Below are 12,485 nucleotides of genomic sequence, written 5' to 3'. Positions count from 1 at the left end.
AGCTAATAGCTTGCATCCATAAATGATTTCAAATCTATCGAACGTGACAAAAATGTAACATTCCCCCTCCTGCTTGTCATCTGAATCGAACGACAGTGCCTGATGCAAACAATACAATAAGTGTATAAGAATTGCCTGTTCAATCTGGCTTGGTTAACCCTGTCTTAGGTCTGAATACAGCTGCAGTTCTTCTAATATGATTGTTGGTTTTACCAAGTTCAAATAAATCGAAAGTAAGGAGAGGATTTTAATTGAACAAAAATAAGAAGAGAACTCGCTGCACGATCGGCATCCTGACGGCTCTACTGACGATTAGCCTCGCTGCAGAAACAAGCACGTACGCTCAGCAGCCGCCTGAATCGAACGTGACTGCCTCCGTCAAACATCTGGCCTCATTCAGCAGCACCGCCCATCCGCTGTTGGAAAACGCGGCCTCGAAAGATAATACGAGCGGGCCGCGTGAAGTGAAGGAAGTTGAGGCGTTCCTGGACGCTTTTTTTGCCAAGGATGCCATTAAACAAAAGGCTGGGGCCGTTACGGTATCCGTTGTTCAGGATGGAAAAGTGCTCGTATCCAAAGGCTACGGTGTAACCGACCAAACGTCGAAGTCGCCGGTAGACGCAAGCCGGACCACTTTCCGGGTCGCCTCAGTCTCCAAAGTGTTCACGGCAGCTGCTGTAATGCAACTCGTCGATCAAGGGAAGATTTCGCTGCAAGACAATATTGAAGAGTATCTGGACGGTTACAAACTAACCAATCCCTTTGATGTACCAGTTACGATTGAGAATCTGTTGACGCATACGAGCGGTTTTGAAGTGCGTGAACCTTCAGAAGCCAGCTTATTGACTGATGCTTCCCAAAAGCCGATCTCGCTAGAAGAAAGCATTTTCGATCTGCTCCCGCCGGTTATTCGCAAGCCCGGAACGTCATACATGTACKATAACTTCGCATCAAGGCTGCTAGGATACATCGTCCAACAGGCAAGCGGCGAGTCTTTTGGGAGCTATATGAAAAAACATCTGTTTCAACCGCTCGGTATGACTTCAAGCGACTTTAGCTTGACTAAGGAGTTGGTTGAACGACTGGCAACTTCTTACGATGCTGAGGGCAGTGCCATCCCGGTGTTCAATTTTTCGCCGAGTGAGTGGCCAGAGGGCAGCATGGTATCTACAGCCTCCGATATGGCGCTGTTTATGCAAGCTTTCCTGGGCGATGGTCGCGCGGCTGACGGAACTGTTATCCTGTCGCCCGAATCAGTGAAGGCTATGTCGACCTATCATATAGCCATTCATCCGGATTTGCCTGATATGACATATGGCTTTGAATCGCCTTATTTTCCATACAAAACGAACGGCGAAGACGTAATCTCCAAAGGTGGCGACATTCTTGGCTTCAGTTCGTTGCTATGGCTTCTGCCCGATCGCAATACGGGTGTTTTCGTTTCTTACAATGCGAATCAGGATTTGCGTGACGATCTATTTATCGCGTTTATGGATCATTATTATGCCGGTCACGAATCAACATTCGGGCCAGTGGGCTTCAAGCCGCAGTCCGAGGAGGTTCTCGCCAAGTTCGAAGGTTTGTATTCCGATTTGCGAATAAAATTAATGACCAGAGTCGAAGTGTCAGGCAACAGCACTTTGATTGTGAGTGACCATATAGGAGGCCGTCATGAGCTGAAACAGGTGGATGATATGCTGTTCATTGATGAACAGGGCAAACCGCTTGCATTTAAAATGGATGCCAACGGCCGTATCACTTATTTGAAATACTCTAATGTATACAGCTATTCGGCCAAAATACCGGAGAAACCGGTCGGATTCCCGGATGTATGGGCAGATCATCCGTATGCGAGCTACATTCTCGGCTTGAAGTCGCTCGGATATTTGAAGGATGATCAGTCAAAGCCGTTTCAACCTCTGAAAGTCGTCACCCGCGGAGAGTTTATCCATGCTTTTAACGCGATGTGGAGCATCCCGGAATCCGCAAACCCATCCGCTTTTAAGGATGTTGAGAATTCTCCGTTTCGAAAAGATATTCAAGCGGCAGTCGAATCCGGCTTGCTGCAGGGAACGGGGGAAGGCTTGTTCAAACCAGACCGTCCTATCCGCCGCGAAGATGCAGCCGCTATCGTGTTTCGCTTACTAGCGGGATCCGGGATTAGGGTGCCAGATTCCACGGCTGCGCTCGCGCCCGGCACGTCGAAATGGGCTGTCGATGCTGTCAGCTCTGCTGTTATCTGGAAGCTTCATGGTCCGGAAGTGACCGAATCGAATGGCATGATTGACTATGGTTCGCGGCGGGCGCTAAATAAACAGGAGTTGGCGGCGCTGTTGTTCATGATGCTTCTTCCAGAATAAGTAATCAGGCATATATTATTTGAGGGGGGCGATTATTTGCCTCTCCTTTTTCTTTTGAAGTTAAACTAAGGAGGATGCCAAGAGCACACCGATTGAAATGATCGGAAGAAGATTTCAATCGGTCTTTTATCGTGGAAATAACGGTGGAATGCCAAGCTGGGGTGGTATGATGGAGAAAGTTATGGATCGATTGCTTTATTATCGGAATTTGCGAAGCAATCACGGGAAGGGGAATTTGCGGTTATGGATTTTAACATTTTTATTATCGAGGACGATGCTGCCATTTTTAGTTTTCTGAAGGAAAGATTGGAGCAATGGTCGTTTCATGTCACGGGACCGGAGCGGTTTGATGATGTGATGAATACTTTTATTAACATGCAGACCCAACTGGTTATCATCGATATCCAGCTCCCTATGTATGACGGTTTTCACTGGTGCCGGGAGATTCGGGCGGTGTCGAAAGTGCCGATTCTGTTTCTGTCTTCGCGTGATCATCCTCTGGATATGGTGATGGCGATGAATATGGGGGCGGACGATTATATTCAAAAACCGTTCAATATGGACGTGCTGATGGCCAAAATTCAGGCGATTCTCCGCCGAACGTATGCTTACGGAGAGGAAGCGGCCGATCTTGTTGAATGGAATGGCGCTATCATTGATATGAAGCGCGGTTTGATCCGCAAGGATGGACAGGACGTGATTCTAACCAAGAACGAGTTTTTTATTCTCGTTGTGCTTGTCAAAGCGAAGGACGAAATAATATCACGCCACGACCTGATTCGCAAGCTGTGGGATGATGAACGTTTTGTCAACGACAACACACTGACAGCAAATATTACCCGATTGCGCCAAAAGCTGACGGTATTCCAGCTGGAAGAAGCCATTGTAACAAAAAAAGGGCTTGRCTATATGGCAGCTACGTTATGAGGAGGAAACTGCTTGATACTCCGCTATTTATATGACAGGAAAAGCTGGATTATTTTCTTCCTTCTTTCATTGTTCTTTGTGGATTTGCTGATCTGGATCGATAATGGGATAGCCATCCGGGCTGAATCGATGCTTTTTTTGAACACTCTGCTAATTCTGGCTATGGCAGTCTTTCTTGGTTGGCGCTTTTTAAGAGAAATGAAGTATACGCGCTTACTGACGGAACTGGCTGAAGATATAAATGAAGATTGGATTGAAACATTACCGACTGCTTATTTTTATCAGGAAGAAGCAATAAATCAGTTTTTGAGGGCAGCGGATCACTGGTACTGTCATAAACTTTCAGACGGCAATGCTGCCCGATCTGTAGAGCAGGACTATATCGCCGCCTGGGTGCATGAAGTGAAGACGCCGCTAACCGCGATGAAATTAGCCATAGATGCCAACAAGGGAAATCCGGCGCTGCGCAAAATTGAATCTGAATGGCTGAGGATTCATTTGCTCATTGACCAGCAGCTGTACATTTCACGATTGCCGTCGCTGGAAGCGGATTATGTACTGGAACAGACCGGGATTCAGCGGCTTGCCGCTCAGGAAGTACGCGAGCTGGCCTCTTGGTGTATGGAGAAAAATATTGCCGTAGAGTTCGAGGGGGAAGAGGCTTTAGTTAGGACAGACCGCAAATGGTGCCGTTTCATCATCCGGCAATTATTGACGAATGCAGTCAAATATAACCAGGAAGGTGGAACGATTCTTCTGTCGACTACAGTCACATCTGATGGTTATGTCAGGATGATGATTAAAGATGAAGGGCCGGGCATCGCCGCGCATGACTTGCCGCGTATTTTCGATAAAGGATTTACCGGGGGAAACGGAAGATTACACAATGCGGCAACCGGATTGGGGCTCTATTTAGCCAGGACTGTTGCGGTCAAAATTGGAATTTCCTTAACGGTACAGTCGGGGTTGAACGCCGGAACGGCTATGCAGATGACCTTTACAGTAAGCAATGCGTTCGAATCATTCCGAACATGACGTCATTCAATTGACAATCACTGCTGGCAACGTGTTCAATTCGATTCAGTATGACAATATTGTCATGTAGAACCTCCTACTTGTCATCTGATGCGAGCGACGGTCATGACCTTTTTCTCTAAAATGAATGTTAGATCAGAGTGGGAGGTTATGGAGATGAATCAAAACAATATGCCAAAAACCGTGCTGCTTGCACAACAAATCCGTAAATCATTTGGTGTAAGGGGCAATGTACAGCAGGTGCTCAAGGGCATCGACCTTCGCGTAATGGAAGGGGAATTTGTCGGCATAATGGGGCCGTCCGGTTCGGGTAAATCGACCTTGATCAATGTCCTGGCGACAATTGATAAAGCAACGGAAGGAAAAATATTCGTCGAAGATATGGACATCTCAACTATGAAAAACGCTGAAATGTCTGTTTTTAGGCGCAACAAGCTTGGGTTCATCTTTCAGGATTACAATTTGCTTGACACCTTGACGATAAAAGAGAACATCCTGCTTCCCGTTTCACTCGGCAAGATGAATAAAAAAGTGGCAGAATCTGAATATCAGGCTATTGCTGCAAATCTCGGCATCGGGGAGATTGCTCATAAATATCCGCATGAAATTTCTGGCGGCCAGCGGCAGCGAACATCTGCAGCACGCGCGCTGATCCATCGGCCTTCTATCATATTTGCAGATGAGCCGACAGGCGCTCTGGATTCGAAGGCGGCCTCTTCTCTACTAGGAACGCTGGAGGAGCTTAACCAGCAGCGCAATATTACGATTATGATGGTGACTCACGATCCGGTCGCCTCGAGCTATTGCAGTCGCGTCGTGTTTTTGAAGGATGGAATGCTTTATTCCGAATTGTATCGCGGCATCAAAACGCGGCAAGCTTTCTTTAAAGATATTATGAATGTGCAGGCTGTGCTCGGGGGTGATCACGTTGACACTGTTTGAGCTGGTCATCCGCAGTATGCGGAAAAATATTAAAAATTATTATCTGTACTTTTTCGCGCTTATTTTCAGTACAAGCCTTTATTTCGTGTTTGCTACATTACAGAATGACTCATCAGTAATGGCAGCGACATTCGGAGATATTCAATTCGATTCCTTGTTTAAAGCGGCCGGGATATTACTGCTTGCGATTGTAGTCGTATTCATTATTTATGCGAACAGCATTTTTCTTAAAAGGCGTAGCAGGGAAATCGGATTATATCAGCTTGTGGGTTTGACACGCAGAGCAGTGGGTTGGTTGCTCATTACCGAGAATATTTTGCTAGGGGTAGGGGCGCTCTTGATCGGGATCGGCGGCGGCGCGCTCGTGTCGCGGGTTTTCTTGCTCATACTGATGAAACTGATTGGTATCGAAAGCGTAATAACTCTCTCGTTCTCTAGTGCAGCAGCCTTGCAGACTGCTATCGTGTTTGCCGCTATCATAGGCCTTACGTTGGTACAAATGCTGTTTAAAGTTTACCGAACTACGCTGCTCGAGCTGTTCAAGGCGGATCGGCAGGGCGATCATCCGAAACAGCCGAAAGCAGTCCTGTCCGCTATTATGGGGCTGCTTGGCATTTTATTGATCACAACTGGCTATCTGCTCTCCAGCATAACGCTCGGCCAGGATATGTTCTTGCACATGCTTGTCATTCTAGCTTCGATCATACTCGGAACATATCTGCTTTATCGTGTGACGATAGGCTGGTTGTTCTACCGTTTTCGAAGGAGCAAGGACGGACAGCTCGGGCTGAAAAACAGTTTGTCGCTAGCCCCGATCATGCATCGCATGAAAGCCAATGCGAACTCGCTCACATTGATCACCATTCTGTCTGCAATGACTCTTACGATGGTGGCAATCTCTTATTCGCTGTACTATTCGGCCGAGAGTGAATCCCGGGCAATGCTGCCTTACGATTTCATCTTTGAAAATAATGAGCAGGATGCGAAGTCATTTCATGCAGAACTGGAGAAGTCCGGATTTACATTTGCAGATCAATCGGTTGAGGCTGTCCGGTTAGCAGGAACGATTGGCAAAGGGAAAGAGGATGGACGCAGCATACTGCTGCTTGCGGCGGAGCAACTGCAGGCAAGTGGTGCAGATGTTGTTATGCCAGGCCAGGGCGAGGCCATCTTGTACAATGGCCAGAGGAAGGCATTAAGCAAGGAGCCGAACACAGGTGCTTTTCCGCAAGCGATTGATTTTGGCGCAAGCGAGGTTCAAGTCAAAATCCATTTGACCCGAGGTATTGATCGCTATGCCATGAATTACAGCATGCGCGGCCGTCAAATCGTCGTAAAGGAGGCGACATTAAGGGCAATTCGTGAGCAAATGCCGGCTACCCCCGAACATGAAGCTATTCTTATCCATACCTACCAGGTTGCGGATAAGAATGAACGTGCAGCGGCATCTGGCTTCTATGCGAAATATGTCAAGAAAGATGAGCTTAGGCCTGACTTCTATACGTATTATAAAGAATCACTCCAAAAATTCGGGCTGATCATTTTCATAGCAGGATTTCTCGGTCTTATATTCCTAATCTTGACGGGCAGTATTCTGTATTTCAAGCAGATGACTGAGGCGGAGCAGGAGAGGAAAAGCTATACGATTCTGCGGCAGCTCGGATTCAGTGAGCGTGAGATGATGAGCGGCATTATCCGCAAGCAGCTGTTTGTGTTCGCGATTCCGCTGGTGATCGGGATTCTGCATGCCATCTTCGCTGTAAAAGTTGCCTCATCGCTGACGTTGTCCGACATCACTTTCMCGACAGTTATTGCCATGGCGGTATATACGCTCATTTACTTCATGTTTGCTATTCTCACCGTTGGTTATTATCGCCGTATTGTGAGAGCGGCGTTGTAGCGGATTGGCTGATGATGGTTTGTCCGGTATCTACTAGGCGTTAACTATAACTTATCAGGTAATTATGAAAATGCTGAGAAAAGATTTTCAGAAGTGTTAAGTATGGAGTCTTTCCATTTGGCGCTGTACGAAAGAGGACTTACACATTTTCGAATGGCTCATTATCATCAAGCAATTAAAGATTATAAAGCTTGTAATGAGCTTTGTTACGACCACCACTTAAGCCACTATAATGCAGGAGTAGCCTACTGGTATATACAGAAATATGAAGAAGCAGTTGAGGCTTATAATCGTGCTATTGAACTTTACAATACTGATCATTTGTATTTCTACAATAAAGGAATTGCATTATGGTACCTTGGCAGATATTTTGAGGCCGTTCAGGAATATGACATTGCCTTAGAACTGGAGCCGACATACGGTTTGACTCACTACAACCGTGGTGTCGCATTGATGTGTTTGGAACGATGGGAGGAAGCCATCCCTTGTTTCGAAGAATCCATTTGCTTAGAGGCTGAAGTCGCTTTTTCCTATTTTGAAGGGGATAAAGCGTGCCTAAAAATAAATAATCGGCAAGCAGCACATAAAATGTTAACTGAAGCAGTTAGATTGGAGCCAAGTCTTAAAGACAAAGTTCACAGTGATTGGGGTTTAAAGGATTTACATGTAACTTAACATCAAAGATATTACTAACTTTATGTGGGCAGTACTATCTATTAAGAGAAAGATCTAAATCCAGAAAAAAACGCAGATAATTTAGGAACTATAGCTTTATGAGACGAAGTTGCCGGCATGGAACGGCAGCTTCGTTGCACTAAATAACGAACAGGTCGTCGTGGCGACCTGCATTGTTTCGCTTACAGGAAACGATAGGGCATATAAGCTTACGGTAACGATAGTTCAATATAAAGCCAACAACATCATCCACTGGTTGGTGTTTTTTGTTCATCTAGCTAGAGAGAAGTGGAAGCGGTGGTAAGATTTTATTTTAGTTAATTTCCTTAATTTCCACTACATCTTTTGTTTTCGCATCAATTTCAACTATATATTTAATATGTTGAGTTCCTGATTCAGTGTTAATAGCAATCACATTCAACCTGTAAACGGGATTAGTATTAAAATGAAACGACCAATTATTTCTGCCACTTATCTGACTTATATGATACCCATCTGATATTGGAGTTACCTTTTCAGCAATTTGAACAGCTTCTTGGAATGATATTGACGGTTTATTGAATATGGACAAAACAATCAAATAAGCGAGAAGGAGAAAACCAATACGTAAAATAAATCTTTCCTTCATATAGGAAACCTCCAAGAAAAAAAGATATTTTTTTTAATCATATGCAATTCCATTACAAAGGTTCTTTGGTTTGACTTAATCAGCATTCGTTTCTCAGCTAGCATTTACGATTATTTAGTACTATTTCCTGTTAAATCATGATGTTATCCTTATTTCATTGGGATGCAATTCTACTTGTAAAATGGAGTTGTATTAGACTATAAGGAAGTGGGGGAATATGATAAATAGAAGGTTTGATTGAATTTTGTTTTGACTTTTGATTGTCTAATCAGGGGGATATGAATGAAAGAAAAACAATTTGGATATAAAAAGATCTTTAATAATGACTTTGTTTTAATATGGTTTTCTATATTTATGACCTTTTTGTGTGGATACATAACCTTTCTGATTATCTTAATCTTACTATCATTTTTGTTCGGAATTGTATTAATAAAGTATAAATTCGAAAAGGTAAATGCTATATGGATTAGATTATTATTATGTATAATTATACCGCTGAGTATAGAATTTATATTTGTCATTATTTTTGGAAATGATAGCGTGATTACGCTAATGATTAAAATGAATTTAGATCAAGATCATATACAGGGTTTGATTTTTAAAAGCATATTAGCTATTACTATTATTTCAGGACAGATATTTATAAAACCATGGAGAAGTTTTTTGAATTTTGTTATAGGAACATTTTATGTGGCACTAATGAATACTATTAGAAACTTTGTACGATTAAGCATAATAAACTAATAAAACGATCATCGGATGGAACTAATCTATTAACCGATATACGGGAATGAAAATAACTCCCTCTTGTAGGGACGCTAAAGAAAAGGAGATATAAAATGGCATAAGCCTGCACAACTCTTTTGGAAAAAGGCAATAGAAGAATATACAGGAGGAAAATTTACTGAACGAATTGAAGTAGGAAGAAGAACACAAGTATTCGTTAGTTAATGATATTCAGGACTATCAAGGGCTTACGCTAACGGGACACGTTAGTTGAATCAGCAAAGCGGCAGCCTTGGACTGGTAAATAAAGTCCTAGACTGCCRCTGCTTAATTTTGAACCTAGCGCTTCTGGAATGATAATCCGTATGGGATCAACACAGTGAGTCCAACGACACATGCACTTCTTTTGTTTGTGACCAACTGACCAATTTATTATTGTCTGATAACTAAAATATCACGAGGAGGGTTACCGGTACTTTGGATCTGTTGAATCTCGGAATTTGTAAGGTTGCGTCCTACTAAAATGAAGGAAGAAGTTAGATTATTGAAATTACCTAAATTCGACACGTTTATACTTCCACGAAATATGCGAAAGGATCCCTGGAAGTTAATTCGTGAAAACAAAACTAGTGTCACAGAATCTGTGGTTGAATCATTTCTTAGACGAAAACTGGAGAGGACGTTATCAAAACGAAAAGCTCCCAAATCTCGAACTGCTACACCTCCTCGTCTAAAAACAATCCGCCGATTTGTAAAATTATTGCCAGAGAAAAGTTGGAGCCTTACATCAGTGTTTGCCAAATCTATCACCCTTTCTATTGGAATGATCTATTCTATGATTAATTCATAGGAAAGGTTTGGACAAAAGTCGGATGACAAGAATATGAGCAATTTAATTACCGCGTTAATCACGTTTTTTTTGTTTTATCGGTACATATTCTTGACAATGCGCAWTGTCAAGAATATGTACCGATTGCCGAATTAGGCCAAGAATGTATTCCCATTGCAGATGAATTTTTGTTTTCTCACAAGGCTCACTTATTCGTGAAATTTGTCAGCTTGATAAGGGACGATAGATAACGCTCTACAGGAATGCTAACGGGAAACTATAGTTGAATGATAGACATTGATGAGCAGGTGCTACGGTAGCCTGCTCATTTCATTAAACTAATGGGCAGTTTAGTGTGGTGTTTTAAGATATGATGTCAGTATAAAGAATTAATTTCCATGGAATGATACGCTTGAGGTGATGATATGCGAGTGTTACTTGTTCTGTTCTCTTTGTTACTCATCATTGAAACAAATCCAGTGGTTGCACAGCCGGTGTCAGAAGTCGTTACTCCTTCAAAAGGGGAACTTCTGGAGGAAACTTTATATGGGCGTTATTTTACCGAAATCGGCAAAACATTCCCAGATTTTATTATGTGTCCAAGGATAAATAGTATCGAAAGAATAAAGGGTGATAAACGTAGACATTTAGTACATGTAAGTGCTTTAAACTATGCGGGGCATCATGCTCCTTCGTTTGATAAAATCGATATTACCTTGATTGATACACCAGAAACGGGAATCAAAATCATAAATGTTATAAGTCGAAAAAATATATCTGAAATAGAAAGCCTTCACCAATGCCACAAGAGTTAAGTCTGATAATTCGTTAAACTAACGGGCAACGATAGCTGAATAACGGGCATTTGAATAAAACACTATGTGAACATACTAACAAAATATAAGTTTTTTTATATGTGTCCTTTGCTAACCGTAAACACTTCCTCGGAAAATCCGAATAACATTTTCGTTGCCTTTATTAAACATTGGCTATGTTAAAATTGAATGTTGATTTTTGCAAATAAATAAACCGCCAAATATATCTGGGCGGTTATTTAAGTATCTATTTCCATTGGTGGTAGTCTTATATATTTTTTATTCAACAGTTACATCGTAGGGTTCGGAAGAAATCTTATAATCTTTCCGTTCACCATTTATTAACTCAATTGAGAAAGATGCTGTCCCAATTAGCGTATATTTCCCTGGTTTTTCGAGTTGAATCACCCTTTTTCCATCACTGTATATTTTACTATCAGGATTATAAAATTCGTTTAGTTTTATTTTYTGACTTATACCTATGGCGTCTGTAACAAAGGTGTTTATGAGCGGCTTATGCTGTTCATCGTAAATTTGGACGTGAATCAAAGGTGAACCATGTAAGACTTCAACACTGTTTCCAGACACATTTGTTATGCCAGTTATTAGCTCGATTTCAGTGTTTGTTTTCAAAGTAGTTTCATTTGTCGTTTTTACCATTACTGAAAAATCTTCTTCTAGCAATATTTTGTCTGATTGTGAGCATGCTACTGTAAAAAGTAGAATTAACAAAGTTAAATATTTCATAATAAATCCCTCCTCTAGAAGGTGAACGTAAATTATACTTATATTGTTGCGTTTAATTGCACATTCACTAGTTAGCCAGAAAAAGAGTTTTTCGAAGCTTTGCGTTTGTGTCTTTCACAGTAAATAGGCAAGAGTTGACCAACATATGTTTCTTATTCGACGCCGTATTCTCATATTCCTTGCTGTCTAAGTAACGGAACCGGGTAACTATAGTTGAACAACCAAGGAGCAGTTGCTACAGTAGCTGCTCCCTTTCTTTTGTTAAGCTAACGGGCAGATTAGTGCAACAAAAATTTATCTTTTACGTTTATATTTCCGAGCACATCAATTGTTAACAATAAACTGGGCATTATCTAGTTTAGTCTAAAATGAGACAACTACCGCAGAGGAGGAGTGGCTTATAATAAAAATAATCCTATTACTGTTAGCGATTTCAGTCGTGTCAGGCTGTTCGTTTATGCAGGATAAAAAAGAAGGGTTTTCAGGGGATGATGCAATTGCGAAGGTTGTTCATGAAAAGAGCCAATACCCTAATAAATCTGGTAAGGTCAAAGGAATAATACATGGAGGCGGAAAGTCACCTGGAATAACGGTACAAGGCGAATCTGAATCTTCAGCGGCTAAAAAAGGAGAGGATGTCTTCATAGTTACTTTGACTGAATATTGGAATAAAGGGGAATTTCGCCATTACAGGATATATGAAGTATCTCCTACTAACGTGAAATTTGTTAAAGAGGGAGGAGATGTATCTCCAGAGGCATACGACTAATCTGTATTTTACTGGTAGACCCATTACGCTAACGGGACACTATAGCTTAACAATCACCATAACAAGGCTGCCGGCATGAAACGGCAGCCTTGTTGTGCTATCGGGCAGAATAGTTGAATAAACTATTTACAG

At 42.2% G+C, this 12,485-nt stretch carries 12 protein-coding genes; 10 read left to right on the top strand and 2 right to left on the bottom strand.

Going from position 1 to position 12,485, the window contains the following annotated elements:
- Positions 1–251 precede the first annotated feature (251 nt).
- The 7 genes from AC1DWN_RS17490 (at position 252) to AC1DWN_RS17460 (ending at position 8,143) form a co-directional block, all read left to right on the top strand.
- Positions 252–2,360: a serine hydrolase gene (locus AC1DWN_RS17490; protein WP_477560186.1), complete on the top strand. Its 2,109-nt coding sequence runs from the start codon at positions 252–254 to the stop codon at positions 2,358–2,360.
- Positions 2,361–2,603: 243 nt separating this feature from the next.
- Positions 2,604–3,287, top strand: coding sequence for a response regulator (locus tag AC1DWN_RS17485; protein WP_477560185.1), 684 nt, complete (start codon positions 2,604–2,606; stop codon positions 3,285–3,287).
- Positions 3,288–3,299: 12 nt separating this feature from the next.
- Positions 3,300–4,322, top strand: a complete 1,023-nt coding sequence (locus AC1DWN_RS17480) for a sensor histidine kinase (RefSeq protein ID WP_477560184.1) — start codon at positions 3,300–3,302, stop codon at positions 4,320–4,322.
- Between the two features lie 156 nt (positions 4,323–4,478).
- Entirely contained in the window at positions 4,479–5,264 is a 786-nt protein-coding gene (locus AC1DWN_RS17475; RefSeq protein ID WP_477560183.1) for an ABC transporter ATP-binding protein, read from the top strand.
- Positions 5,242–7,164 carry an ABC transporter permease gene (locus AC1DWN_RS17470; RefSeq protein WP_477560182.1) on the top strand — a complete coding sequence of 641 codons (1,923 nt, stop codon included), beginning with the start codon at positions 5,242–5,244 and terminating at the stop codon, positions 7,162–7,164. Before AC1DWN_RS17475 ends, AC1DWN_RS17470 begins: the two co-directional genes overlap by 23 nt.
- A gap of 117 nt (positions 7,165–7,281) precedes the next feature.
- Complete coding sequence (locus AC1DWN_RS17465; protein WP_477560181.1) at positions 7,282–7,839, top strand: tetratricopeptide repeat protein; 558 nt, start codon at positions 7,282–7,284, stop codon at positions 7,837–7,839.
- Positions 7,840–7,948: 109 nt separating this feature from the next.
- Positions 7,949–8,143, top strand: a complete 195-nt coding sequence (locus tag AC1DWN_RS17460) for a hypothetical protein (protein WP_477560180.1) — start codon at positions 7,949–7,951, stop codon at positions 8,141–8,143.
- A 9-nt stretch (positions 8,144–8,152) separates the two neighbouring features.
- Here the strand turns inward: AC1DWN_RS17460 and AC1DWN_RS17455 are convergent, their stop codons facing one another.
- The gene (locus tag AC1DWN_RS17455) at positions 8,153–8,467 is read right to left on the bottom strand and encodes a PepSY domain-containing protein (RefSeq protein ID WP_477560179.1); all 315 of its coding nucleotides are present in this window, start codon (positions 8,465–8,467) and stop codon (positions 8,153–8,155) included.
- 282 nt (positions 8,468–8,749) lie between these two features.
- Here AC1DWN_RS17455 and AC1DWN_RS17450 point away from each other — a divergent pair, with 282 nt between their 5' ends.
- Together AC1DWN_RS17450 and AC1DWN_RS17445 are read left to right on the top strand one after the other, a co-directional pair.
- Positions 8,750–9,211 (top strand): hypothetical protein, encoded by a 462-nt coding sequence (locus AC1DWN_RS17450; protein WP_477560178.1) that lies wholly within the window; start codon positions 8,750–8,752, stop codon positions 9,209–9,211.
- A 1,236-nt stretch (positions 9,212–10,447) separates the two neighbouring features.
- Complete coding sequence (locus AC1DWN_RS17445) at positions 10,448–10,837, top strand: hypothetical protein (RefSeq protein ID WP_477560177.1); 390 nt, start codon at positions 10,448–10,450, stop codon at positions 10,835–10,837.
- Between the two features lie 279 nt (positions 10,838–11,116).
- Here AC1DWN_RS17445 and AC1DWN_RS17440 read toward each other — a convergent pair whose 3' ends face one another.
- Entirely contained in the window at positions 11,117–11,584 is a 468-nt protein-coding gene (locus tag AC1DWN_RS17440; RefSeq protein ID WP_477560176.1) for a hypothetical protein, read from the bottom strand.
- Between the two features lie 457 nt (positions 11,585–12,041).
- Between AC1DWN_RS17440 and AC1DWN_RS17435 the strand changes: the two genes are divergently transcribed.
- Positions 12,042–12,353 carry a hypothetical protein gene (locus AC1DWN_RS17435; protein WP_477560175.1) on the top strand — a complete coding sequence of 104 codons (312 nt, stop codon included), beginning with the start codon at positions 12,042–12,044 and terminating at the stop codon, positions 12,351–12,353.
- The last annotated feature ends 132 nt before the right edge of the window (positions 12,354–12,485 follow it).

Source organism: Paenibacillus sp. P4_A7 (genome assembly GCF_056402455.1).
This window is presented reverse-complemented; position numbering and strand designations above follow the sequence as displayed.

Excerpts from the sequence above, each read along its gene's own strand:
- AC1DWN_RS17435 (WP_477560175.1), top strand. The coding sequence starts at position 12,042 with ATGCAGGATAAAAAAGAAGGGTTTTCAGGGGATGATGCAATTGCGAAG.
- AC1DWN_RS17450 (WP_477560178.1), top strand. The coding sequence starts at position 8,750 with ATGAAAGAAAAACAATTTGGATATAAAAAGATCTTTAATAATGACTTT.
- AC1DWN_RS17475 (WP_477560183.1), top strand. The coding sequence starts at position 4,479 with ATGAATCAAAACAATATGCCAAAAACCGTGCTGCTTGCACAACAAATC.
- AC1DWN_RS17455 (WP_477560179.1), bottom strand. The coding sequence starts at position 8,467 with ATGAAGGAAAGATTTATTTTACGTATTGGTTTTCTCCTTCTCGCTTAT.
- AC1DWN_RS17445 (WP_477560177.1), top strand. The coding sequence starts at position 10,448 with ATGCGAGTGTTACTTGTTCTGTTCTCTTTGTTACTCATCATTGAAACA.